This is a genomic window from Nostoc sp. DedSLP04, assembly GCF_034530775.1.
Taxonomy (GTDB): domain Bacteria; phylum Cyanobacteriota; class Cyanobacteriia; order Cyanobacteriales; family Nostocaceae; genus Nostoc.
Genome location: NZ_JAVRCL010000065.1, coordinates 12140 through 37566 on the forward strand (window position 1 = coordinate 12140; position 25427 = coordinate 37566).

Below are 25427 nucleotides of genomic sequence, written 5' to 3' on the forward strand. Positions count from 1 at the left end.
CTCAGATTGTCACCGAGATTTATACAAGTGTCACTGTAGAGTTTTCGGATTTATAATAATTTCCGCTAATCCATCGCTAGACTAACCCATGACAAAAGGATTCAGCAGCATGCTGATTGACAAGCTGCACATCTATCTCCTACTTGCAGACAATTATTGCTTTTGACATCCATTATTAATCGGATATTAATTATAAAGATTCTCAGTTAAACGTGACGTCTCAATCAGCAAACATCCAACTTAAAAGTGATTTTTCACTACAAATGGGTTTTTGCAAATTAAATACATAGCAATCCTATCTGATTTGTAAAAATTGCAAGGGTAAGATTCCCGACAACTCTTATGAAGTTGAGAATCTCAATTGTTTACGAATGATTTCAGATTGCGATCGCACTTGGATCTCACAGTTCATCTATGCAGCAAACAAGCTAGCGATGTCTACGACGGGCTATTCGGCGTCGCCAATTTGTTAAAGAGGTTAACAGGATTTGGGAAGCGCAACGTCAATCTACAAGCGTTCTCTCTGAGCGACTTTTACGGGCACTCGCCAATACAAGAGTTTTTACGGAGACAGAAATCGGTTATTGTACTCTCGCACAACTGGTATCCTGCATTTATGGTATTTACTGATAAAATTAGTAATCCTACAAATTAGCGGTCTAAAATTACTCTCAAAAATACTTCAACCAGATGAGGAGCGAATCTGCAAATGATATGCTGTTCATTTTAAACAAAATAGCGTGTTTAGCAGCAAGCTATCCTAAAGTTATAAAAATAATTAGGAGTATTTGTACTTAATGAGAATCTATCGAGGTGCAAGAGACTCTTGACTCAATACCAAATGCAGAACATCAGCAAAAGTAAATGCGGCAGGGATATGGAAAAAATTCCACGATCGGTTGCCGATCTTTGGAAATTCGGGTGAGATTAATTTCAATCTTCCAATCCCAAGGTGAGAAGTCACCTCCATAATGCCCTGTTGAGGGAAATACATCAGATACCGCTATTTTACTTAACTACATCCAACCAAGCCAGACTTTTCAGGATTACAAGGTCAGTAAGCATCAATGTCGCAGTCTTATTTTGATACAGATAATAACGGACACAAACCTTTTGAGTTACCGGGAGCAAGACCACACTACAACCCCGATCGCCCCGGACAGGTAGAGCATATTTTTCTCGATCTCAGCCTGGATATCCCCAAGCAAAGCTATCAGGGCAGTTGTAGCATTCGCCTCTTGCCAATCCGTAATGGTATTGATCGTTTGACATTGGATGCTGTCAATCTAAATATCGAGTCTGTGCAGGTGGACGAAGTGCCACAAAATTTTGACCATGACGGGGAACAGCTTTCTATTCAACTTTCTCAGGCAACCCAGATTGGTCAAGGCTTGCTGATTGCGATCGCTTACTCGGTGACAAAACCGCAACGCGGTATTTATTTTATTCAACCAGATAAGCACTACCCTAATAAACCTACTCAAGTGTGGACTCAAGGGGAAGACGAAGACTCTCGCTTTTGGTTCCCCTGCTTTGACTATCCAGGACAACTGTCTACTTCGGAAATTCGTGTCCGCGTTCCCAACCCTCTCGTGGCGATTTCTAACGGCGAATTGATTAACACCACAGAAGATGGCGATCATAAAATCTACCATTGGTTACAGCAACAAGTTCATCCTACCTACTTGATGACTTTAGCAGTAGGTGATTTTGCTGAAATTCGAGATGAGTGGAACGGTAAAGCTGTCACCTACTATGTAGAAAAGGGACGGGAGGAAGATGCTAAACGCAGCATGGAAAAAACTCCCCGAATGATCGAATTTTTGAGCCAAAAGTATGGTTATCCATATCCTTTTCCGAAATACGCCCAAGTTTGCGTTGACGACTTCATCTTTGGCGGCATGGAAAACACTTCCACAACACTGTTAACAGACAGATGTTTGCTAGATGAACGCGCCGCTTTAGATAACCGCAACACTGAAAGTTTAGTCGTCCACGAACTCGCGCACCAGTGGTTTGGCGATCTGGTGGTGATTAAGCATTGGTCTCATGCTTGGATTAAAGAAGGGATGGCTTCTTACTCTGAGGTGATGTGGACAGAACAGGAATATAGTTTAGAAGAAGCAGCTTACTATCGTTTATTGGAAGCTCGTCGTTACTTAAGCGAAGATAGCAGTCGTTATCGCCGTCCAATGGTAACGCACGTTTACCGAGAAGCTATTGAACTTTACGATCGCCACATCTACGAAAAAGGATCTTGTGTATATCACATGATTCGGGCCCAATTGGGAGATGAGTTGTTTTGGCAGGCAATTCAAACATTTGTCCAAGATAATGCCCACAAAACCGTAGAAACAGTAGACTTACTTAGGGCGATTGAAAAGGCAACCGGACGTAATCTTTTGTTCCTGTTTGACCAATACGTTTATCGTGGTGGTCATCCCGATTTTAAAGTAGCTTACTCTTGGGATGGAGATGCTCATTTAGCAAAAATTACAGTCACTCAAACCCAAGCTGATGAAGGTAAAAATGGCAGTAAGGATTTATTTGATTTAAAAATACCTATTGGTTTTGGCTATACCCAACAAGAAAAAGTGAGGAGTGAGGAGTTAGGAGTTAAAAATAATTCCAAACTCATAACTCCTAACTCACAACTCAAAATTTTTACTGTCCGGGTGAATGAACGCGAACAAAGCTTCTACTTTCCTCTAGAAAATAAGCCCCAATTTATCAGCTTTGATGTTGGAAATAATTACCTAAAAACAGTAGCTTTAGAATATCCAATCGCGGAGTTAAAAGCACAGTTAGAATTCGATCCCGACCCAATTTCGCGTAGTTATGCAGCAGCAGCTTTGGCAAAAAAAGGTGGGTTAGAAGCGATCGTTGCACTGTCTGCATCGCTAAAAAATGACCCATTGTGGGGTGTGCGCGTGGAAGTGGCGAAACAACTAGCCCAAATCAATTTAGATCAAGCCTTTGATGGTTTAATTCCTGGGTTAAAAGATAAAAATGCTTACGTGCGACGAGCTGTAGTGGAAGCACTTACTCAATTCAAAACTGCTGAAAGCTATAAAGTTGTCAGAGGGTTAGTGCAAAAGGGCGATCCCAGTTATTACGTGGAAGCAGCAGCTTCTCGTGTTATCGGGGCGATCGCCTCATCAAACTTGGAAGAAAAACCCAAGGAAGACAAGGTGTTAAAGCTGCTGAAAGGCATTTTAGAAGAAAAGGCGGGTTGGAATGAAGTTGTGCGGAGTGGGGCTGTTGCTGGTTTAGCTGAATTCAAAACTTCGGAAGCAGCTTTAAATCTGCTGCTAGAATACACCAAACTCGGTGTGCCACAACCCCTACGTTTAGCTGCAATTCGCGCTTTAGGAAAGATTTCGGTAGGTCAAAGTCCGGTTAATTTGGAACGGATTTTAGAAAAATTAACAGAACTAGCCAAAGAAAGCTTCTTCTTAACGCAAGTGTCGGTAGCAGCAGCATTAGGACAAATGGAAACACCTAAAGCAGCGGGGATTTTGCGATCGCTAGCTGAACAAACAGCTGATGGGCGTATACGTCGCTCTGCTGAAGAAGAAATTTCCAAGGTGCAAAAGAACATTGGTTCGGAAAAAACCCTGCGTCAACTGCGTGAAGATTTCGACCAACTCAAACAACAAAATCAGGAATTGAGGAGCCGTTTAGAAAACTTGGAGGCCAAATCTAAATAGCATTACATGATAATTAAAAGTCGGTAATTGGTAATTGTGGCAAAACTACTACCAATTACCAATGTTTTAGTTGATGCTGTAATTTTATTTTCCACTTAAATCATAGGTATAAATAAACATAGTACTAAGATCCCCGACTTATGTTAAAAGTCGGGGATCTTTATATTGTAAGCGGTTACTGAGTTTCAATTTGCATATATAGGTACATATTTATATTTATATAAATTAAAGTTAAGAAAAGATAAAATCATCTCAAACTTGGATAAGTAGTTGTAGTTTTATAAAGTATAATTAAGAAAAAGATAAACAAATCTAGGCAGTAACAGATGCTAAAATCGCCTCGATCGCTACCCCAAAGGGTAGAGTTCTAGTTATTTTAGACAGAAGACTACCGCTATCCTGAACTTGCAACTAACTTGTAAGTCAGGAGAAAAACAATAATTGTAAATTTTTCAGTTGAAGAGGCAAAAAAAGGCGTGGGTCAGTATCAACCTGCTCAACTAAAACTCTATAATCCAGATGCGATCGCTCGCTACTATAGCTCCCGTCCTTGGTTAGCTTGGGGACGACTGCTGAGAATTATCTCCTCTTTTGCAGGATTTATATTCAATCTGAAGTGGGACGAGTGGCAAGATAAAGTTGAGCAAAACAAGGGTAAACGAGCTATCCAGTTGCGAGAACTGCTCACCCGCCTCGGCCCGACTTTTATTAAAGTTGGTCAAGCCCTCTCCACCAGACCTGACCTGATACGCAAAGATTTCTTAGAAGAACTGATCAAGTTACAAGACCAGTTACCACCTTTCGATAATGCGATCGCTTACCAGATTATCGAAACAGAACTAGGTCGTCCAATTCACGAAAGTTTTAGCGAACTGTCACCTCACCCAGTCGCTGCTGCTAGCTTGGGTCAGGTGTACCGGGGTCGTCTGGTTAGTGGTGAAGAAGTCGCCGTAAAGGTGCAACGCCCTAACTTACATCCGGTAATTACACGCGACCTATATCTAATGCGTTGGGCAGCAGGTTGGCTAGCTCCTTGGTTGCCTTTAAATCTCGGTCACGACCTAACTTTAATTGTGGACGAGTTTGGCACGAAGTTATTTGAAGAAATTGACTATATTAATGAAGGCCGCAACGCCGAGAAATTTGCTACCAACTTCCGCAACGACCCACAAGTTAAAGTTCCAGGAATTTACTGGCGTTATACCAACACCCACGTTTTAACCCTGGAGTGGATTGACGGCTTCAAGCTGACGGATACTCAAAGCATCCGCGAAGCAGGTTTAGATCCAGAAGCAATCATCCAAATTGGCGTTACATCAGGATTGCAACAGCTTTTAGAATATGGCTTCTTTCATGCTGACCCTCATCCTGGCAATTTATTTGCTGTACCCGATGGTCGTATGGCTTATATTGACTTCGGCATGATGGATCAGTTGGAAGAAAGCACCAAAGAAACGCTAGTCGATGCACTAGTGCATTTGGTTAATAAAGACTATACCGACTTAGCCGAAGACTTTGTAAAATTAGGGTTTCTGACTCCAGACACGAATATTTGCCCGATAGTGCCAGCATTAGAAGCGGTGCTAGGAAACGCTATTGGTAAAAATGTCAAGGATTTTAACTTCAAAACTATTACCGATGAATTTTCGGAACTGATGTACGAATATCCTTTCCGAGTTCCGGCAAAGTTTGCCTTGATTATTCGTTCTCTAGTTACCCAAGAAGGTATTGCCCTTAGCCTTAACCCCGATTTCAAAATTGTGGAAGTGGGTTATCCCTATATAGCGCGGCGGTTGCTGACAGGGGAATCGCCGGAATTAAGACGACGATTATTGAATGTATTGTTCAAAGATGGTAAATTTCAGTGGCAGCGGTTAGAAAATTTAATTGCGATCGCTCGTAACGATAACAACTTTGATGTATTGCCCACAGCGCAGATGGGGTTCCAATACTTAATGTCGGCAGAAGGCAAGTTTCTAAGGCGACAGTTGGTGCTTGCTCTCACCGAAGATGACCGCCTCCATACCGAAGATGTCCAACGCCTGTGGAATCTGGTTAAAGATGACTTAAAACCGGATCGTTTATTAAATGTAGCGATCGGGATTTTAACAGAATTATCCAGAGAAGGTGCAGCCGCTATTCTGCCAAAAGCGACATTACTTGGGTCTTTTGCTGAGAACCAGTCAACAAATAAAAAGTAAAAAATCTTTAATATAAATTAGGAGTTTTCATGTATTATTTTCCTGAGCAACCGCCTTACTTTCTCTTAGTTGTTGGCTTTTTGATAGCATTAACATCTGGTTTGGCATTATCTGGCACTTTGAAAGTAATTGTGCAGAACTGGCCAAGCGAACGAGCAGAAAATACTCAGCCACGTTCCTCACTGAAACAATTACTTGTACCATTTATCGGCATAACAGGCGGTACTTGTCTATTTATGTCTTCAGGCTTAGAGATATTTGGCTTTCCCTCATCCTTGGCTTTAGGAGTCGGTTTACCAATTAGTCTATTTACTTGTTTGCTAGTTTGGTTGCAGTTGGGAAGTATGATGACCTTCATACAACGCGAAGGGATGCAATCTTTAGATTTAGATTCTTTTTCTTAGAAGAGGGTTAAATAGTAGGAAGCCTCACAAATATCTAAATTACCGTAAATACTCACCGCCAGCAATGATGCTCTACTAAAAATGAGATCGTTAACTAGTGGTGAATAATTATTTTTTACTGAAATTTCATCATTCCAATATTTAATTGCGTTAAAATTACCTTCCTAATTAGTGAGCAATAGGTAAGCTAGAAAATAAAAAACATTTTGTCCACTTTTGCTTAATTAGTTAGTCATTTTATCCTTGAAATTACGATAGTTAAGCTTAATATTGTTGACTTTTCGATTGAAAAAACTTGTAGTAGTCTTTTGCAAACGCATTAGCGGACTCTCACGCCTAAAGCTTTTGGGTCTTTGTTCTGGTGAGTTTAAATATCTATAATGCAAAAATATATCTCGATATGGAATATCGATATCTTCACCAGCGCAAAGTTGAGTAAAGTGTGGTGAACTTATACTCATATAGTGCAGATATGTCAGCCGCCGTCCTTGGTCGTAAAGGATGTTATCTACCACATCAAATTGAGAACTCCAATGGTTGCCAGTTGCCTGTTCGCAGTCATGAAAAGCAAAGTTATAATAGGAAATTCCACTTCTCAATACCATGTAGTTAAATAAAGATTGGTCAGGGCCTCCAAGAGCCATGACATCAGCTTCACTAACCTGTAATTTGTCGAGTAGGTTTGCTAATGTAGCTTGAGAAAAAATATATTTTTTAGTAGCAAACCAACCTGCACAAAATATATGAGAATGCAATTTTTCTTGGTCAAAAATTTGCTGTATAAGTTCTGGTGAACCATCAAAAATATATTTCAATTCAGATTTATATTGAAAATCATTTGTTACCCAATCATATTTATCTAATTTTTCATATATATAGTCTATAGGCCCCATAAGGAGCGTATCTGCATCAAAATAAATAAATTTATCAAAGGGACCATCTAAACCACAAAGCTTACGATGCATTGGTAGACGATAAAGTTCTGGAAGCCCCCATTTTCGCCAAGTTTTTTGTGCCCTTGAGTGATTTTGCCAGACCTGGGTTGCAAAGTTATCCCAATAAGCTATAGAATCAGAATCTTCAAATAAAGTAACATTATCTCTAGATGCAATCTCTGCCTTTACTTTGTCTAACTGCTCATTATATGGAATTATACAAATAGGAATTTTCCTACCAGCATTAGCTTCCATACTATTGAGTAACGCCACTAATTGGTCATAGACAACATCATTGGCTAGGATATAAATACCATCAATCATTGGGATACTCCTAATATTAAGTACGCGCAGAAACAAAGGGAAATAAACGGCGAGTCAGTTTGGGAATGAAGGCAAATTTACCCTCATGCAGATAACGATAGTGTTCCCACAATTGCCAATAGGGACTACCAGTTTTCATCCGCGTACCAGCCCAGTGAAGATATTTGAGTCGTTGTCCTCGGTCATACAAGGCGTAATCTTGCTGTTGGAAATTTCGCGAACCAGCCCAACTACCAGGCCCTCCCCCAGGAATTTTTACGAGATTTCCACGTTTGGAAATTAATTTAAGAACAAGATAATTTAAAATTGGTTGGTCTGTAACTCCTTCAGAAAAATCGAAATATTCACGATGTGCGGCACACTCGCGCAAAGCTTCATCCATTTGTTGTTCGGTAATAGCTCCTTTTCTCGAAGCCCAAAAACCGCTATTGAAAACATCTTGAAGTTGGGCATCGGAAAAAATTTGCTGCTCTTTCACAAATGGGGAAAAAATATTTCGCAGCTTTTCATTAGCATGATGGTAATCACAGCAGAAGAAATCGACTTCTGAAAGTTTGTCTAAATTGTCGGCAATTTTTTCAAAAACGACAATATCCGTATCAATATAAATAAATTCATCTAAAGGCCCAAACCACACCACCAATTTACGCATTTTGTTGGGTAAGGCAAGGAAATCTCGGTCAAAAATTTCGCCGATGCGTTTGGTAAATGTATCAATAAGTTCTAAATCTGGGAAAATTTGGACGTTGTGTAAGGTAGCAAGCTGTTCTGCTACCTTGTGATAATTGTCATTAAAAGGTATGAGATAAATGGTAACTTCTGGGTCATAGTAACGAATGCTATTGAGTAAAGCAATAGCATTATCGATAACGCGGTCATTAGCAACTATATAAATGCCCCTACTCATAAATTATCCTTGTTTAATTAACTTAAATTTTTGCAAAGCTCTGGTAAGTAAATTTGGTACTGGAGCGTCATTATAATTTTTAGGTGGACTGGTAAATACTGGACGCTTTTCTGGTTCGTGTAAGTAACGATAATAGAGAAATAACTCTCGATAGGGAAACTCAATATTTTCTCCCGCACAGACTGCTTGATTAATATTAGGAGGAATCCCAATGTAATGGAGATAAGTTAGTTGATTACCGCGATCGTAAAGAATATGTTCTCGTTCCTCGAAGTGTTTGGAGCTAGCAGAGCATCCTGTTTTTTCATTATCTGGCAATTGGCGAGCAAAGTTATAAATAGAAAGATTAGACCTCATTACCATGTAGTTGATTAATGGTTGTTCGCCAGCACCACCATACAAAATTTCTGACTCGCCATTTTGTAAATGTGATATTAGCCAATCTCTTTTTTCTGAGTCAAATAGCCCTTGTTTTGCACCATAAAAGCCTGAGCAAAATATTTCGGAATCAATGCGTTTTTGCTCAAAAACTTTTAGTAATTTGGGAGAATTAACATTATATATTTTACTAACGTCTGTAAATTGGAAATCGTAGACCACAAAATCATAACTATCTAGCTTTTCAAACACTGCTGCAAGTGACTTCATTACCAATGTGTCTGCATCTAAATAGATAAACTTCTCAAATGGCCCATCAAAAGCGCAGAAACGACGATGAGCGCCATAAAGACGGGATTTACTCCGATTCAATCGTTCTGGGGCTGCTGCGAGCATAAATTGATCCCAGCGGTTGATTGATTCTTGATCGTCGTAAAGAAATACATTAGGGCGTTTAGCTATTTCATCAGCAATTCGTTGTGTCCGATCGTCAAAAGGATAGATACAAACAGGAGTTTCTGGGCCTAAGATAACATCAATACTATTGAGCAAAGCCACCAGTTGATCGAAAACATAATCATTGCCAAGGGTACAAATACCATTCATAATTTATGAGTGTTGATCGACAAAGTTTGATAACCAGTTAAGCAGGTTTAATTTGTGTAAAATGATTTGACGCGCTTCTGCGATCGCATCTTTGGCAGCATACCAAGCATCAGGTGTAGCTGTTACTTCTTGGATGTAGGCAATGCCTTTTTCATCTAAACTGGGCAACCGCAAAAAACTACCAGGCGGCAATAACTTATCAGCAGCCGGGCCGCCATAGTAAATTGGTAAACACCAAGCAAGTAAACTATCCCAAAGTTTCTCACTCACATACCAATTATTATCAGCATAATTTTCAATTGCCAGATTGTAATAATATGGTGCCATGCCATACCATTTGTTACCTAGTTCTCCCGAACTGTTCGCCCATTCTGGTAAGTTACGCCCATACAAATCAAATTTCATGCCGCTAGATTGCAAAGATTGTAAAAAATCTAAACGCTGGCGATGATTGGCTGTGCGGCTAATTCCCGAAGTAATCCAACTACATGGGGCAACTTTTGGGGGTGGTGGCATTTCATTTAAATCTTGAAATGAATTTGAGTGATACCAAATAGCAGGCATATAGTCAGGAATGGGAGCAAAATCATCGGGGCCAGAAACGTAGCCACAATACTTCTGGGCTTCTTGATAATTATGATTAGTTATTTTTAGAACTTCATCTAAAGGCGGTTCTCTGAGCAAATAAATAATCCGCTCTTTGTTAACGCCACGCAGTAGAGATTCAACATTTACTACTGGTTTTTGCTGCTGTTTGCGAAAACTATCTAACCAAGATTTTTGTGGCGGTGCTTGAGGAAAATCAAATTGATATAGCAACATAAAGTCTGGCTTTTCTGCCATTTTCAACATTTGGATGTTGTTCCAAACACCAAAGTAGTGCGGAGTTTGTTGCCATAACCAATCTTTATTTTTAGCAAGGCCTGAATAGCTGCTAATCATGCCAACAGTTTTAATAGTCATAAATCGTATTTATTCGGTTATTTTTGTACCGTTATCCTAAAATTGGTGGACGTTGATCCTCTTCTACGTAGCTTAATATTTTGGTAATTCTATTTTCCCAAGAAAATTGCTGGGCAAAATCTATACTAGCTGCATAACCCTCTAATTTTCTGGGATAAGTTTCTAAAGTTTGTTGAATAGATTCGGCAAGTTTATGCGGGTTATCTGGTGTACACCAACTGGCAATCAAAGGTGATGTTTTGAATTCCATTAAAGGTGGAATCTCAGTTGCAACTATAGGAGTGCCAGCAGCCATGTACTGAAAAAACTTAACTGGATTCGTGAAATCTGCTGATTTTCCAGCGCAGTGAGGATGAACCAAAATATCAGCTGCTTGAAACAAGCTGACTAATCGTTCTCGTGGAAGTATCCAGCCTAAGAATTTAACGTTTTCGACATTTTTATCTCTGACTATTTGTTGATATGCTTGTACTTGTGCTTCTGTTCCTCCGGTGATGACAAACTGAATTTCTGGTAATTCTTTAGCAGAATCAATTAAGAGATCGACTCCTTTGAAAGGATACAAAGCGCCTGAATAGACAACTAAATGCTTACCTCCATTTATAAGCAATTCTTGCCGCCACCTTTCGGCTGATTCGGGCTGTCTGATTGAAAATGATTGATTGAATCCGTTATGTAGCCAAACTACTTTTTCCGGTGGCATTCCATTTTCTATTAGGCTTTGCCGGATGGGTTCTGACTGAGTTATGGCTATTTTAAAATAGGGACTGCGGACAATTTCTTGCTCAAATTTTCGGTCTTGAAAGTAGTGACGTTCATAAATTGTCGGAACTTTATTTTTGACTGCGGCTTTGACAAAGTTCCAATCTCGCGTGTGGACAACTTTAGTATGAGGTAGGATATGAACTGGTAAATAATATTTGGTTACGACTGTACTAGAATTAGTAAATTTACCACCGATTCGATCGATAGGCCAAGGCATTGGTAATGCTGCAATTTTGAGTTTTTCTTGAACATCGTAAAATTCGATAAATTCTTTTCCGGGTCTTTTGGGCTTATAAGGATAAATTAACGATAGTAGATTAACAGAAGAATTTTTTTTATCTGGATAAATTAAAACTGAGGAGTAGCCTAAGTTAGCTGCGGCGTTGGCACAAAGAACATCATGAATTTCGTGTGCTGTGTCTGGCTTGAATGATAGCTCTCCGGTGTAGAAAATATATTGATTTTTCTTGGAAGAATTTACCATTTTTTTTGGGTATTATAGGTTTTTTAAGATTGTGGTATAAGTACTTTTGTTCCTGACATTAACTAAAATTAAATTTGATTTTCAAAAAGTTTTAATACATCTAATAGGTAAATAGCAGATTTATAAGATTCTGTAATTAATAGATTTTGTTTTTGAGGTTCGGATTCTAATTTATCGGCTAGCAAGCGTAGAGAGCTAATTAGAGGATAGAGACACTTGCGAAACTCATCCGAGATATGACCAAAGTTTTGATACTGGTTATTTTCATCTTGATTTTGGTCTATATCTGACGATGACTGCCAGTTAATTTTCAGGTTAACTACATCGCTGAAGAGATCGATAGCGTTGAGAACTCTTAAGGCTGAGTTGTATGATTGGTCAATTAATTCCTGGCGTTCTTGAGAATTGTCTACTAGATCGTCAACTAATAGTCCGAGGAAACCAATCATTGAGTTAAGCCTTGTACGCAGTTCGTGAGAAATGCGGTTAAAGCTGGGATTAGTTTTGGTGGAAACTTCAGTCTGATCGGCAAATTGCATTGAGTAGAGGCGTGAGTAGTAACCCCCTTTTTGTAAAAGTGCTTCATGGGTTCCTACTTCTACCACCTGTCCTCGATCTAATACGGCAATTTGATCGGCTTTTTGGACTGTGGAAAGGCGGTGAGCAATTACCAGGGTTGTGCGATCGCGACTTAAGTCGTCGAGTGCAGCTTGTACTAAGCGTTCGGAAACGGTATCTAAAGCGCTGGTGGCTTCATCTAAAATCAAAATTTCTGGATTTTGCAGGAGGGCGCGAGCGATCGCTAATCTTTGCCTTTGTCCACCAGACAACATCACACCGCGATCGCCAATTTGACTGTCGAATCCTTGAGGTAATTTATCAATAAATTCATAAGCATTTGCTCGTTTGGCTGCTGAGATAATTTCATCTTCTGTAGCTTCCGGTCTTCCATAAGCAATGTTATTTCGCACCGAGTCATTAAAGAGAAATGTATCTTGACTGACAATTCCCATGTGCGATCTGAGAGATTTGATATCAAAATCACGCAGGTCTGTGCCATCGATAGAGATACTGCCAGATGTCGGATCGTAAAATCTGGGTAAGAGGTCAGCCAAGGTTGACTTACCTGCACCAGAACCACCTACCAAAGCAAGAGTTGTCGCACGGGGTAAAAATAAATTTACATCTTTGAGTACTAACTTTTCATGACTGGGGTAGGCAAAGGAAAGTGAATTAAAACCTATTCCTTCTTTTAATTCTGTGTAGATTAGATTACCGTTTTTCATAAACGGCTTGCGATCGCGACTTAAAAACTCACTCACTATTTCTACGCTAGTAGCACTATTGGCAAAGCTACTACGAAGACTATTTAACTGAGAGACCAAAGGTAGCAGTCGCAGTAATACTAATAAATATGTCAGTAGTACCGTTGAAAGGAAAGAAATCTGGTTGGCAAAGAAAGTTTTACTCAAGAATACAATCAAAAGTAAGGCTATAACTCCCATCACCTCACTTATCGGCCCGATCGCTTGTGAGTTTATCTGAGATTGAAAATCTGCTTTCTCGCGATCGCGGATTAATTTAGTAATTTTTTGATATTCTCTGTCTTCATTGGCAGTTGACTTTACTAAACGAATTCCATTCAATGTTTCTAAAACACTGATGGAATAAGATGTAGACATTTCTGATAGTTGTTGACCAAATTTTTTCGCTCTACTAATTGTGTATTGATTGATTAATGTTATAAAACCCAATAAAATTGTTGCTGCGATGGTTAGCTGCCAAGAAATTGCTAATAATAAACCAACGAAAACTAAAATTGTAATTATTAAAATAATTAAATTAATAATACTCCCGATAGCGCTAGAAGTGCGGGCAGTTTCCGAACCAAGGCGATTAATAATATCGCCTACTTTCGTTTTTGAATAATAGTCTATATCAATATCTAGCAATAATTCTAAGCTAGCTTCGCGAATATCCGCATTTAGTCTCCGAGTGAAAACACTCGATGTTAAAATACTAAAATAACTAGATAAGTTTTTTAAGAAAATTATTAATATAATTATTCCAGCCATTCCCAAATTCCGAGAATTTTCGGGAAGATTATCAAATGGAAACATCACAGCTTTGAGAATCGGAGGAAAACCAGTTAAATCTACTGGTTGTCCGACAATTCTCAAAATTACTGGCACAATCAAAGTTACACCGACACCATTAAATAAAGCACCAGAAAATCCCAACAGCATTGTTAGGATAATTAAACCTGGATAGGGTTTGGCGAATCTTAGTATTAGTTTTCTGGTAGACATTGGGTATTTTTATGCCAATTTAACTTAATTAATAATATTATTCACAACTGAGCAATTACTGATTTGAGCACAGAAGCCATAGCCTCGATGCTATAGTGTTTCACACATCTTTCTCTTGCCTTGATACCTTTCTGGTTTGCTGACTCTAAATTCTGAAAAATCAATTGAATTTGTTCAGCAATTTGCTCAGGACAACCAGGCTCGACTAAATAACCAGTATCACCTAAAAGTTGGGGAATATCTCCAACGCGTGTTGATAATACAGGTTTAGCCATTGCCATCCCATCTGTCAACTTCAAGGGAAATTGAGCGCGAGTTTCTGGAGTATCTCGCTGGGGAACAACTACAATGTGAGCAGCTGCTACCAAGTCAGGCATAACGTCGGCTGGATACTTAGGTAATTTGATAATCCAACGTCCCCACTTTTGTTGAAGTTGTTTATCATAATCATCATAAGGACTACCACCTACAATTACTAGTCTCAAGTCTGGTTGATTAAGTTTATCGAGCGCGATCAGAACATCTTCTAAACCTTTATAAGGTCTTGGCGCGCCGGGAAACATTAAAATCCGATATTCAGATAAACCATAACGATTCCTACTGGACTCAGCATCATATTGAGCGGGATCGAATAAAGAAACATCTTTGCCATTCGGAACAAATGTACCACCAAAACGCTGCTGCAAAAATTTAGTATGCACTGTCACAGCATCAGCGTGGCTTACCAAACCTTCCATCCATTTCACATATAAAGTATGATGAGGATTTTTGAGTGCGCCCTGTGGTTTCAACAAATCCCTAGCTAATTCTTTGGGTGTAGGATGATAATGCCAGTTATCACCGCCATGCCAGCTAAGTTCCCAATCATCTATATCTAAAATTAATGGCTTTCTAGTGAATATTTTCCTTAATATTCCAACTCCAAAACTTGCTATTTGTGGTTTGATAGCATAAATTATATCGCCATTTATTTTTGGTAAAAATTTTTGAATTTCTCCAAAAAACTCTGGAAAGTCTTTGCCTGGTAAGTTATAAACGTTGAATTGTGATGGTAAATTTAAATAGAAGTTATTTCCAAATAAAAAGCCCATAATTTCAACTTCATATCCTAACTGATTAAGAGCTTTTGCTATCAAGTATGCACGCAGAATTGCTGCACTTGATAAATCGGAAACCAACAAGGATATTTTAGAAAAATTTTTCACTATTTTTATACTTATTTTTATTTAATTTTCCCAATATTTGTCAGATGTTGCTAAATCTGTAAATATTAATTTAATTTGTTTTGTCGGAGTTGAAGCAACTAAATAAATTCGGTGTCAATTCATCAAGATATAAAGTTTTTCTGAGGAATTTTTAAGATTTCATGGTAAAGTGCCAACATCTCTGAAGCAACAGTATCCATTGTACGTACTGGCTGGATACCTTGACGTAACTTAGCTAGTAAATCGGCGTCTTTGGCTAAAGTTGCGATCGCTTGTGCCCATGCTTGGACATCTTTAGCTGGAACTAACCAACCATCGATGCCGTGATTGACTAACTCAGCAATCCCTCCTAAATTTGAACCTAGTACGGGAATGCCCATAGCTTGTGCTTCTAAGGCAACTATGGGGCCAGTTTCTAACCACTGCGACGGTATTGCTAGTATATCGAAACCTGCTAATGCGTCTGGTACTGCTTCGCGTGAAAGTGGTTCAGCAATCCGAATTCGGGGATCGCGAGCCGCGATCGCCATAACTTTTTCCCGATTGGCGGCACCGTATTTTCCCGGATGAGTAGCATGAAGAATTAACTCCACAGGTATATCATTTGGTAGACTATGTACCGCTTCTACTAAAACTTGTACCCCTTTAGTTTCTTGCCAGCGACCCAAAAAGCCGATTTTTAATGTAGAATTTTGTAATTTGTTTGGTGTTACTTCACGTTTAAAAGTGTTAGCAACACCTTGCCGAGAGACAGTAAGTTTTTCGGGAGGAACCTTGTTTGCAACAAAAGCATTGTATTGCCAATTACTCGTTACAACAATGCGATCGGCTAGTTTTGCTAGTTGCATCAAATTGCGTCTATGTTGAGACACTAGGGTAGGAATACCAAGAGTTTTACCAAGCAGGCGTAGCTTAAAACTTTTAGAAGTAAGTAATTTTGTTTCTGCTGCTATGCCAACATCCAAGGGAACTTCACCTAAAGCCTTAAGTATCCAAGGCGATACTTGTTTTGCTACTCCCAAACATTGACTACAATTAACAGAGTCAATCAGCCCATTGCAAGGTTCTTCACCCCAGCGCATCATCGTACCACGCAGACATATAGGTTCAGGTATGTGGACGGTGACTACAGTAGCCATCCCTAACTGGCGGGCGAGAGCAAGATGATGTAAACCGCAGTCAAATCGCCATGAATGTTGATGGTATATATCGGCTCGATTGTTTTCTAGCCAATTAGCAAAAGTTTTAAAGCCGCCGTGGGGTAGCTGTTTGTGTACCTGTATCTTGCTGGGGTTAGGAAAAACAGGATAACGATAAACACAGATGCCATTGTATTCGTAAGTATCTTCCTCTGTACCTTGTTTAGGAGCAGCGACAATACTTTCGAGTCCATGTACTTGTAAGCCATGCAGTAGTGAATCTAAGTATACTTCAGCACCGGCTGATGAATCTGGAAAATACCAGCTAGTTGTATGGATTAGCTTCATTTATGAACCTGCAAATGAAAAATTGGAAAGCTCATCTTTTTTTCACCACGATTGATTGCTCTATTTAGTTGTTATTAACATCTATCTTTTATAAATAATCCAAGGTGAATCTATAAAATTCCGTATTATCCGTATTAATAGTTAATATGTACAAATAAAAATTTTTCGATGACTGATTTGGTGTTTTTGAGTAAAAAAGACAATTTAGGACAAAAAGAACAGAATAAATCTAACTTAGCTTTTACACTTCCTCCCAGAGAAATTTTACTGATATACCCAAATCATAATTTATAGTTAATTAGCATAGTTTTAAGTATTATTACGGTTGTGTACTATCATAGTATTTATGGACTTTCTCAACCTTTTCTGATTGAGATATTTAAGATTGTTGAAAAGTTCCAAAGTATTTACTGGAAAGGGAGATATTGAGTGATGGAAGTAATCAGGCTTGAGGCACTCTCAGATAACTACATATTTTTGCTGGTGGATCGCCAGAAACAAATTGCTGCGGTTGTCGATCCAGCAGAGGCTGAACCAGTACTAAAGCAACTTGCACAGTTAAAAGCTGAGTTGGTGGCGATTTTCAACACACACCACCACAATGACCATGTAGGTGGCAATCAGAAATTAATAGAACACTTCCCGCAACTAACAGTCTACGGTGGCATCGAAGATCGCGGGCGAATTCCCGGACAGCAGGTGTTTTTGCAACAAGGCGATCGCGTCCAGTTTGCAGATCGCACAGCTGAAGTTATTTTTGTTCCCGGACATACCCGCGCTCACATAGCTTACTACTTTCCCCCCGAAAAATCTGGTGAGACAGGCGATTTATTTTGCGGCGATACCTTATTTTCTGGCGGTTGCGGTCGCTTGTTTGAAGGAACACCAACCCAAATGGTAGATTCTTTAAGCAAACTGCGCTCTTTACCAGATGATACGCGTATTTGGTGTGCCCACGAATACACTTTAGGAAATCTGCAATTTGCCCTCACTGTGGATGGCGACAATGCCGACTTACAAAAACGCTTCAATGAAGTGAAAACTTTCCGTAGTCGAGGAGAAGCTACCATACCCTCGCTGCTGGGAATGGAGAAGCAAACCAATCCCTTTTTACGTTGGGATCAACCATCATTACAATCAACCGTTAAGGGTAGCGATGGAGTGGAAACCTTTGCGCGGATACGGGAAATGAAAAATAACTTTTAGGTATTGGGCATTGGACGTTAGGAGTGCTGAGTGCTGAGTGCTGAGTGCTGAGTTAGGAGTTAAGAGTTAAGAGTTTTGTTTATCTCCTTGTCCCTTTGTCTCCCTTGTCTCCCCTGCTCCTCTGCTCCCCTGCCTCCACTCCTCAACTTTCTAGCGCTAATAGTTGCGATCGCACCCTTTCTTTCGCTACGATCTGTAAGCTTTAGGGTATTAGGCCAAAAAGCTTGGAATACAGCACTGAGATTGTGAGCTATGCTGCCCAAACCCAAATTAATCATATTTTACCGGAAAAACGAAAAACGATGGCGAAACGCGTGCAGTTAGTTTTAAATCAGGATATCAGCAAGCTGGGAAAATCTGGCGACTTAGTGGAAGTAGCTCCTGGCTACGCTCGTAACTATCTGATTCCCCAGAAATTGGCAACCAATGCCACTCCTGGTATTCTCAAGCAAGTAGAACGCCGTCGCGAGCAAGAGCGTCAACGGCAATTAGAACTCAGACAACAAGCTCTTGAGCAAAAAGAATCTTTAGAAAAAGTTGGCAGCTTGACAATTGCTAAACAAGTTGGTGAAAACGAAGCAATTTTCGGTACTATCACCACCCAAGATGTTGTAGATGCAATTAAGGCAGCCACCGGTCAAGAAATCGATCGGCGTGGAATTACCATCCCCGATATTAACCACCTTGGTACTTATCAAGCCGAAATTAAGCTGCATTCAGAAGTAGCGGCGCAAGTCGATATTCAAGTAGTAGCTAGTTAATCTCAAAAGAGGGACAAAGGGATAAGGGGGATGAGGGAGCAAGAGAAACTCCTAACTCTTGTACAGACGCGATTAATCGCGTCTCTAATCCTACACAGACGCGATTAATCGCGTCTCTAGCAAAATCTCAAAATAAAATCGTTTATGGCTGAAGAATTGAGTTTTCAAGGGCTAGGTAGCGATGCCAACGGCGGTCAACTACGCCTTCCACCACAAAATATTGAGGCGGAAGAAGCGATTTTGGGGGGTATTTTGCTAGATCCAGAAGCGATTAGTCGAGTTAGCGATCGCCTCCTTCCTGAAGCTTTTTACATTAGCGCTCACAAAGATATTTATCAAGCAGCTGTGAGGCTCCACACTCAAGGTAAACCCACAGACTTACTCTCTGTGACAAGTTGGCTGACCGACCATGAAATGCTAGCCCGGATAGGTGGTAGAAATAAATTAGCAACTCTGGTAGACCGTACAGTGTCAGCAGTTAACATCGACGCCTTAGCAGGGTTAGTGATGGAAAAATACCTGCGGCGACAATTAATTAAAGCTGGCAATGAAATTGTACATCTTGGTTACGAAACAGAAACCGAGTTACCACAAGTTTTAGATCGGGCAGAACAGAAAGTTTTCGGTGTTACTCAAGAGCGTCCCCAATCGGGTTTAGTTCACATTTCTGATACTCTAATTAATAATTTCCAGGATATTGAAGATAGAAATCAAGGCATCGCTTTACCTGGAATTCCCTGCGGATTTTACGATTTAGATGCCATGACTAGCGGCTTTCAGCGTTCTGATTTAATTATTATTGCGGGCCGTCCATCGATGGGGAAATGTTTGCATGAAAATGTGGAAATACTTTTGAGTGACGGGAGTATCTCAACTATTAAAGAAATATATCATCGTCGGCAAGCTGAGTTAATAACTTTAGGAAATGATTGGAAGTTTCATTTAACTCAAGCTTCAGCCTTTGTTAATGACGGCATTAAACCAGTTTTTAGTGTTACTACTCGCTTAGGACGATATATTGAAAGTACTATCATCCATCCTTATTTAACCATCAATGGATGGCGACAACTTTCAGAATTAAGAGTAGGGGATAAAATTGCTGTAGCTCGTAAACTTAATGTATTTGGTACAGAAACTATCCGCGAGTGTGAAGTTAAATTATTGGCATATTTTATAGGTGATGGGTGCTTAACAGATTCAACACCAGAATTTACTAATATTAACTCTCGCATCCAAAATGATTTCACATACGCTGTTATCAGCTTTTCACCCAAGTTGAAAGTTAGGATAGAAATTAGGAGTGAACGCACCCCAATACTCTATGCAGCTATGTCTCAAGGACAAAAGAATCCTTTAACAACATGGTTGGAAAACATAGGACTATGGGGCAAAAAAGCTGATGCCAAAATCATTCCGCAAGCTATTTTTAAATTGGAGCGATCGCAAGTTTCCTTATTCCTCAATCGTTTATTTGCAACCGATGGATGGGCTACAGTACTTACAAGCGGTCAATCGCAGTTAGGCTACTGTACTGTCAGCGAAAAATTAGCTAGACAAATACAACATTTGTTATTGCGATTTGGAATTATTGCGAGTCTGAAAGAACGCTCTGTGAAATATAAAGACACTCGCAGACAAGCTTGGCAATTAGATATTACTGATGCCCAAAGCATCAAAAACTTTATCTCAGAAATTGGTATTTTTGGCAAAGAAGAGGCATTAACTAAGGTCGCAGATGCAATAGCTAAAAAGAGATATCAAACAAATCTTGACCTCATTCCCATAGAAATTTGGGAACAGATAACAACAGCTAAAGGTAATGAACCTTGGACTCTTTTAGCTCAACGTGCCGGAATTCAAGGATATTCAAATATCCATGTTGGGAAACGTGCTTTAACACGAGAAAGGCTTTGGATATTAGCAAGTACTTTAGAAAATTCGCCACTTCAACAGTTAGCAGCGAGTGATGTGTACTGGGATGAAATAGTTTCGATTGAATCGATGGGATGCAAACAAGTTTATGACTTAACAATCCCAGAAACACACAATTTTGTCGCCAATGATATCTGTGTTCACAATACCGCGTTCTGTCTGAATCTAGCTCATAATATCGCTGCTTCTTATAAGTTACCAGTTGCTTTTTTCAGCTTGGAAATGTCTAAAGAGCAACTGACGCAACGTCTATTAGCTAGTGAAGCGCAAATTGAAAGTAGTTATTTGCGAACTGGGCGGCTGAGTCAAACACAGTGGGAACCTTTAAGCCGTGCTATTGGTATACTTTCCGAGATGCCAATTTATATTGATGACACGCCGAATATTACAGTTACACAAATGCGTAGTCAGTCAAGAAGACTGCAAGCTGAAATTGGCACTGAATTAGGATTAATTGTAATAGATTACCTGCAATTGATGGAAGGAGCAGGTGATAATCGCGTACAAGAATTATCAAAAATTACGCGTCAACTCAAAGGTTTAGCGCGGGAATTATCTGTACCAGTAATTGCCTTATCTCAGTTGAGTCGAGGAGTGGAAGCACGTACTAACAAGCGTCCAATGTTATCTGATTTGAGAGAATCCGGTTCGATCGAACAAGATGCGGATTTAGTAATCATGTTATACCGCGATGAATATTACTCTCCCGATACTCCCGATCGCGGCATTGCAGAAGTAATTATAGCTAAACATCGCAACGGCCCTACAGGTACTGCGAAACTTTTGTTTAATCCACAATTTACAAAGTTTCAAAATTTAAAAATTTAGCCAGACTAAGTAATTATTTGAGCAATGAATGAGCCTGATTTACTCATTAATGATGTATTTTTGCCGAATAGTCATTCTCTATTTAATAGTCTTGTATCCATAATTAACTGGGATGAGCGTATACAGGCACGAAAAACAGCTAGCTTTGGTTCACCATATAATTACTCAAACATTTCTTACGACTCATGCCCGATGCTGAATGAGTTAATTCCTATTATTGATCGGCTTGAAAAACACTTTGGGTTTCGACCAAACAATTGTTTAGTCAATTATTACACAAATGGTAACTCAACAATGGGATTTCACTCCGATTCAATTGATGAACTCATGGACGATACTGGTATCTCTATTATTTCGTTAGGGGCTGAAAGAATAATTACATTTCAAAATAAGCTAGACAAAATCATTGAACATAGTTACTTACTCAAAAGTGGTTCTCTACTTTTTATGTCTCAAAAGACGCAGGAATACTGGAAGCATGGAATTCTCAAGCAACCAGAAACATTCGGGCGTATCAGTTTGACCTTTAGATTGTTGGTATAGTCGCGGCAGTCCGATTAAAGTTACAGATACTTTTTCTCATCTTTTCTAGCTATACTTCTGTCCCATCTGTAGTTTGAAATACCTAATTTATCTGATAGGGTATTGGGCATTCAGAACAGAGAGAATAGAAACTTATGTTAATAACTCCTCCTTGTTCCCAGTACCCAATCCCTAGTCCCCAGTCCCTATTTAACTCCCAGCAATTCCACTTCAAAAATTAGAGTGGCGTTGGGTGGAATCACGCCACCAGCACCACGAGCGCCATAGCCTAATTCAGATGGAATGATTAACTTACGCTTACCGCCTACTTTCATAGTGCTAAGTCCTTCATCCCAACCTTTGATTACCTGTCCAGCACCGATTTTAAAGCTGAAGGGTTGGCCGCGATCGCGTGAACTATCAAACTTAGTACCATCTTCTAGAGTGCCCACATAGTGAACTTCAACCGTTTGTCCAGGTTTAGGAGTCGCCCCAGTCCCTTCTTTTAACTCCACATACTTTAATCCAGAGGGAGTGGTTACAGCATTAGCATCAGACATAGTATTACTCGCAATTAAGATATTGTTTTCAGTTACAGTTGTGGATACTGGCGGCGTTTTAGTTAACTCGGCAGCAATGGCAGTATTCTGTTTACTACTTACTTGCCCTACAATCAAAAGCACAACACACACCAGCATGAAGGCCACGCTGAGGAAAATTGGTTTCAAAATCAGTTCTCCTTACTTAGGTATCCTGGCAAAAAGATTACCAACAGGACACATTTAGTTTAAATCAGAAAGGGCATTCTAACGCCAAAGCTTATTTTCTAAATCGCGTAATTGACGCTCTAAACGGTCAATTCTACCCCTCAGTTCGTCCACTTCCGACTGGCGAGCCACCCCCAAATCCTGCATCATGTTTCGCATTTGTCGTTGCATTTGCACATCGAAGTTTCCCTGCTCCGACTTTAACTGCTGGGCAATATCATCTATTACCGCCTTGGCTTGCTCAGGGTTGAGCTTACCGTCTTTAACTAAATCATCGCTGACTTGCCGCAGTTTTTCTGCGACTATAGACGTTGTACCAAGACCGACCATCATTAGCTGTTGCAACCAATTGTTGTTGTCCATACTCCCTTCCTCTTACTTATTAACCAGCCGACCCTTGCTGCTGAGTCTAGGCAATCAAGCTTCTTAAAGCGTAGTTATTCTAGCCTACAGCTCTATTTTGGCAAATTGGCAAGCACAAAGATCAAAGGAGGTAGTTATATAACTCCTCAAGTTTAAGATTGCCCAAATTTACCTATTTTTGCGATATTAGAGGGGATTTCCCTATAAATTACAATACTCACACTCACTGCAAAGGGTGAGTGTGAGTATTTCATGGGAAAATTTTATTTAGACAGTGCTGAATATCTGAGATTGAAAGTTAAACTTGTGTACGCCATTTCTGAAAAGCGATTTCGTCATCCTCTGATTTACTCTGATAAACACTCCACCAATGAAAAAATAATCCTAACCCCCATCCTAATACTGGGAAAATCGCCCAAAAATAACTAGGACTAGTGATTAAATTTACAAGAATTAGGAATAAATTCACCGCTAGGAAAGAAACAAAGTGTGTCCAAAAGGCTCTGCGTCGGAAAGTATTAAATGTGTGTCGCGAACGTTCCTCTTCTTGTTGAGCCAACCACTTTTGTTCAGTTGCTGCCAAAATATTAGAAGAAATACCTAACTCAGATGCCATTTCTAAAAGCTGTTCTCGTGAAAATTCACCTTTGTCTTTACGAGTGAGTGCTTTTTGCAAGATTTGTTCTACATCTTTGGAATCGTAAGTCATTTTAATTACCTTATAAGTTTGTGTGTAAATGCGCCTTTGATTTCACGAAATTATCGATCGGCTTCGTTCAATTCAATTAGCAAATGTATCCACATTTTGCACTCAATACTTAGTGATATTCACAACACTGTTATTTTCTCACAATTGATTTAGGGCTACTGTATTTGTCAATACTTCTATAATTGCTTTGGAGAGCAAGCTGTTACGGGATTAAGCCAAACTATTGTCATTATGGAGTAAAGGAGGCTGGTAGCTCGATTCCAGGTAAAGAGCCAACTACATGTTACTGCCTCAATAAGTAAAAATCGTTGAAATCACTCTTTTGAATTTCTGAAAATATTAAATTTAATGAAAGATTTAAAATATCAGCAGAGGTGTACGCTACCTAGTAGTCTGTCCTATTAGTTACGAGGGGTGAATAAGTTCGTAGTAAAGACTTTAGTCCTGGATTTTTAAGCAGGCTTTGTGCTTACTACAAACCCATAATATTTAATGGGACAGATCACTAGTGGGAATGCGTCAATAGAGGACTCAATCAATGGGATATGTAATTGCTACTGCCAATATGAAAGGTGGTGTTGGTAAAACCACCCTCACCGTCAATTTAGCTATCTGTTTAGCTAAAAATCATGGCAAGCGGGTGCTTGTCCTTGATTTAGACAGCCAAATTAGTGCCACACTCAGTTTGATGTCGCCTTTAAATTTTGCCAAGCTTCGTAAACAAAGTAAGACATTTAGGTATCTGATAGACGAAGTTATCAATCCAGACCCCCAAGCAAAATTTACAATTCAGGATATTATCCAATCCCAAGTTTGTAATCTTACCGGACTAGATTTATTGCCGGGAGACATTGATTTATATGATGAATTTGTTGTTTCCGAAATGCTGCATCAGCAAGCAACTGCTTTGGGCGAACAAGACTTTGAAACGATTTGGAATCGCTTTGAAAGAGTCTTAATTAATAATATCTTAAAACCAGTACATCAAGAATATGATTTTATCCTTCTCGATTGCGCACCGGGCTATAATCTCTTGACTCGTAGCGCTTTAGCTGCCAGTGATTTCTACATACTTCCTGCAAAACCAGAACCATTATCTGTAGTGGGTATTCAACTCTTAGAAAGACGGATTGCCCAATTAAAAGATAGTCACGGACATGAAACCAAGATAGATATAAAAATGTTGGGAATTGTATTTAGTATGTCCAGTGCTAACCTGCTCACTGGCAGATACTATAAACAAGTAATGCATCGCGTTGTCGAAGATTTTGGTGTCGAAAAAATTTGTAAGGTACAAATACCTGTTGATGTCAATGTTGCTAAGGCTGTTGATAGTTTTATGCCAGCTGTTTTAATTGCTCCCCAATCAGCAGGTTCAAAAGCTTTCTTGCAATTAACTCAGGAGTTGTTGCAAAAGCTATAGCTCTAGTTAATTATTGATGAACAACACGATTTCCGATTTATTAAATTAAAGATATCAATGTAAAGACGTAGTAATGCTACGTCTTTACAAGGGTTTCGGGCAATGAATAATTTATTTTTGGAGATGTCTATGTCTATTAAGTAGGTCACAAATCTGAACCTTTCAATTTTTATAACGGTCTAAAGAAAGAGAATTTATACTTACTCAGTGAGAAACAAGCTATATGGAATAAATCTCA

General features: G+C 39.4%; 20 protein-coding genes. 9 read left to right on the plus strand and 11 right to left on the minus strand.

Annotation, left to right across the window (positions count from 1 at the left end):
• Nucleotides 1-361 precede the first annotated feature (361 nt).
• The 4 genes from RMX89_RS28110 to RMX89_RS28125 all read left to right on the plus strand — a co-directional run bounded on the left by RMX89_RS28110 (nt 362) and on the right by RMX89_RS28125 (nt 6315).
• The gene (locus RMX89_RS28110) at nt 362-655 is read left to right on the plus strand and encodes a hypothetical protein (RefSeq protein WP_322691238.1); all 294 of its coding nucleotides are present in this window, start codon (nt 362-364) and stop codon (nt 653-655) included.
• Between the two features lie 412 nt (nt 656-1067).
• A complete protein-coding gene (locus tag RMX89_RS28115) occupies nt 1068-3710 on the plus strand; it encodes a M1 family metallopeptidase (protein WP_322691239.1) in 2643 nt (880 codons plus the stop codon).
• Between the two features lie 476 nt (nt 3711-4186).
• Nucleotides 4187-5911: an AarF/ABC1/UbiB kinase family protein gene (locus RMX89_RS28120; protein WP_322691240.1), complete on the plus strand. Its 1725-nt coding sequence runs from the start codon at nt 4187-4189 to the stop codon at nt 5909-5911.
• Nucleotides 5912-5940: 29 nt separating this feature from the next.
• The gene (locus RMX89_RS28125; protein ID WP_322674009.1) at nt 5941-6315 is read left to right on the plus strand and encodes a hypothetical protein; all 375 of its coding nucleotides are present in this window, start codon (nt 5941-5943) and stop codon (nt 6313-6315) included.
• Between the two features lie 224 nt (nt 6316-6539).
• Here the strand turns inward: RMX89_RS28125 and RMX89_RS28130 are convergent, their stop codons facing one another.
• The 8 genes from RMX89_RS28130 to RMX89_RS28165 form a co-directional block, all read right to left on the minus strand.
• Nucleotides 6540-7574, minus strand: coding sequence for an Npun_R2821/Npun_R2822 family protein (locus RMX89_RS28130; RefSeq protein ID WP_322691241.1), 1035 nt, complete (start codon nt 7572-7574; stop codon nt 6540-6542).
• 16 nt (nt 7575-7590) lie between these two features.
• Nucleotides 7591-8481: an Npun_R2821/Npun_R2822 family protein gene (locus tag RMX89_RS28135; RefSeq protein ID WP_322691242.1), complete on the minus strand. Its 891-nt coding sequence runs from the start codon at nt 8479-8481 to the stop codon at nt 7591-7593.
• Nucleotides 8482-8484: 3 nt separating this feature from the next.
• A complete protein-coding gene (locus tag RMX89_RS28140; protein WP_322691243.1) occupies nt 8485-9465 on the minus strand; it encodes an Npun_R2821/Npun_R2822 family protein in 981 nt (326 codons plus the stop codon).
• 3 nt (nt 9466-9468) lie between these two features.
• Nucleotides 9469-10428 carry a glycosyltransferase family 10 domain-containing protein gene (locus tag RMX89_RS28145; RefSeq protein ID WP_322674005.1) on the minus strand — a complete coding sequence of 320 codons (960 nt, stop codon included), beginning with the start codon at nt 10426-10428 and terminating at the stop codon, nt 9469-9471.
• Between the two features lie 31 nt (nt 10429-10459).
• The gene (locus RMX89_RS28150) at nt 10460-11677 is read right to left on the minus strand and encodes a glycosyltransferase (RefSeq protein WP_322691244.1); all 1218 of its coding nucleotides are present in this window, start codon (nt 11675-11677) and stop codon (nt 10460-10462) included.
• A gap of 68 nt (nt 11678-11745) precedes the next feature.
• Nucleotides 11746-13986: an ATP-binding cassette domain-containing protein gene (locus RMX89_RS28155; protein ID WP_322691245.1), complete on the minus strand. Its 2241-nt coding sequence runs from the start codon at nt 13984-13986 to the stop codon at nt 11746-11748.
• 41 nt (nt 13987-14027) lie between these two features.
• Entirely contained in the window at nt 14028-15191 is a 1164-nt protein-coding gene (locus RMX89_RS28160; protein WP_322691246.1) for a glycosyltransferase family 4 protein, read from the minus strand.
• A 122-nt stretch (nt 15192-15313) separates the two neighbouring features.
• Nucleotides 15314-16678, minus strand: a complete 1365-nt coding sequence (locus RMX89_RS28165; RefSeq protein WP_322691247.1) for a glycosyltransferase — start codon at nt 16676-16678, stop codon at nt 15314-15316.
• A 432-nt stretch (nt 16679-17110) separates the two neighbouring features.
• On the opposite strand from RMX89_RS28165, the gene gloB reads away from it, so the two are divergent.
• From gloB to RMX89_RS28185, 4 genes are all read left to right on the plus strand, one after another.
• The gene (gene gloB, locus RMX89_RS28170; RefSeq protein WP_322691256.1) at nt 17111-17884 is read left to right on the plus strand and encodes a hydroxyacylglutathione hydrolase; all 774 of its coding nucleotides are present in this window, start codon (nt 17111-17113) and stop codon (nt 17882-17884) included.
• Nucleotides 17885-18186: 302 nt separating this feature from the next.
• A complete protein-coding gene (gene rplI, locus RMX89_RS28175) occupies nt 18187-18645 on the plus strand; it encodes a 50S ribosomal protein L9 (RefSeq protein ID WP_322674026.1) in 459 nt (152 codons plus the stop codon).
• 144 nt (nt 18646-18789) lie between these two features.
• Nucleotides 18790-21405 (plus strand): replicative DNA helicase, encoded by a 2616-nt coding sequence (gene dnaB, locus RMX89_RS28180; protein WP_322691248.1) that lies wholly within the window; start codon nt 18790-18792, stop codon nt 21403-21405.
• Nucleotides 21406-21429: 24 nt separating this feature from the next.
• On the plus strand, nt 21430-21948 hold the full coding sequence (locus RMX89_RS28185; protein ID WP_322691249.1) for an alpha-ketoglutarate-dependent dioxygenase AlkB: 519 nt from the start codon (nt 21430-21432) through the stop codon (nt 21946-21948).
• A 185-nt stretch (nt 21949-22133) separates the two neighbouring features.
• On the opposite strand, the gene RMX89_RS28190 is transcribed toward RMX89_RS28185, so the two are convergent.
• The 3 genes from RMX89_RS28190 to RMX89_RS28200 all read right to left on the minus strand — a co-directional run bounded on the left by RMX89_RS28190 (nt 22134) and on the right by RMX89_RS28200 (nt 23766).
• Nucleotides 22134-22655, minus strand: coding sequence for an FKBP-type peptidyl-prolyl cis-trans isomerase (locus RMX89_RS28190; RefSeq protein WP_322691250.1), 522 nt, complete (start codon nt 22653-22655; stop codon nt 22134-22136).
• Between the two features lie 78 nt (nt 22656-22733).
• Nucleotides 22734-23057, minus strand: coding sequence for a phasin family protein (locus tag RMX89_RS28195; RefSeq protein WP_094352173.1), 324 nt, complete (start codon nt 23055-23057; stop codon nt 22734-22736).
• Nucleotides 23058-23355: 298 nt separating this feature from the next.
• The gene (locus RMX89_RS28200; RefSeq protein ID WP_322691251.1) at nt 23356-23766 is read right to left on the minus strand and encodes a 2TM domain-containing protein; all 411 of its coding nucleotides are present in this window, start codon (nt 23764-23766) and stop codon (nt 23356-23358) included.
• 538 nt (nt 23767-24304) lie between these two features.
• Here RMX89_RS28200 and RMX89_RS28205 point away from each other — a divergent pair.
• Nucleotides 24305-25189, plus strand: a complete 885-nt coding sequence (locus RMX89_RS28205) for a ParA family protein (protein ID WP_322691252.1) — start codon at nt 24305-24307, stop codon at nt 25187-25189.
• The last annotated feature ends 238 nt before the right edge of the window (nt 25190-25427 follow it).

Excerpts from the sequence above, each read along its gene's own strand:
- RMX89_RS28195 (WP_094352173.1), bottom strand. The coding sequence starts at position 23,057 with ATGGACAACAACAATTGGTTGCAACAGCTAATGATGGTCGGTCTTGGT.
- RMX89_RS28130 (WP_322691241.1), bottom strand. The coding sequence starts at position 7,574 with ATGATTGATGGTATTTATATCCTAGCCAATGATGTTGTCTATGACCAA.
- RMX89_RS28135 (WP_322691242.1), bottom strand. The coding sequence starts at position 8,481 with ATGAGTAGGGGCATTTATATAGTTGCTAATGACCGCGTTATCGATAAT.
- RMX89_RS28165 (WP_322691247.1), bottom strand. The coding sequence starts at position 16,678 with ATGAAGCTAATCCATACAACTAGCTGGTATTTTCCAGATTCATCAGCC.
- rplI (WP_322674026.1), top strand. The coding sequence starts at position 18,187 with ATGGCGAAACGCGTGCAGTTAGTTTTAAATCAGGATATCAGCAAGCTG.
- RMX89_RS28200 (WP_322691251.1), bottom strand. The coding sequence starts at position 23,766 with ATGACTTACGATTCCAAAGATGTAGAACAAATCTTGCAAAAAGCACTC.
- RMX89_RS28150 (WP_322691244.1), bottom strand. The coding sequence starts at position 11,677 with ATGGTAAATTCTTCCAAGAAAAATCAATATATTTTCTACACCGGAGAG.
- gloB (WP_322691256.1), top strand. The coding sequence starts at position 17,111 with ATGGAAGTAATCAGGCTTGAGGCACTCTCAGATAACTACATATTTTTG.
- RMX89_RS28140 (WP_322691243.1), bottom strand. The coding sequence starts at position 9,465 with ATGAATGGTATTTGTACCCTTGGCAATGATTATGTTTTCGATCAACTG.
- RMX89_RS28145 (WP_322674005.1), bottom strand. The coding sequence starts at position 10,428 with ATGACTATTAAAACTGTTGGCATGATTAGCAGCTATTCAGGCCTTGCT.
- RMX89_RS28205 (WP_322691252.1), top strand. The coding sequence starts at position 24,305 with ATGGGATATGTAATTGCTACTGCCAATATGAAAGGTGGTGTTGGTAAA.
- RMX89_RS28115 (WP_322691239.1), top strand. The coding sequence starts at position 1,068 with ATGTCGCAGTCTTATTTTGATACAGATAATAACGGACACAAACCTTTT.
- RMX89_RS28185 (WP_322691249.1), top strand. The coding sequence starts at position 21,430 with ATGAATGAGCCTGATTTACTCATTAATGATGTATTTTTGCCGAATAGT.
- dnaB (WP_322691248.1), top strand. The coding sequence starts at position 18,790 with ATGGCTGAAGAATTGAGTTTTCAAGGGCTAGGTAGCGATGCCAACGGC.
- RMX89_RS28155 (WP_322691245.1), bottom strand. The coding sequence starts at position 13,986 with ATGTCTACCAGAAAACTAATACTAAGATTCGCCAAACCCTATCCAGGT.
- RMX89_RS28125 (WP_322674009.1), top strand. The coding sequence starts at position 5,941 with ATGTATTATTTTCCTGAGCAACCGCCTTACTTTCTCTTAGTTGTTGGC.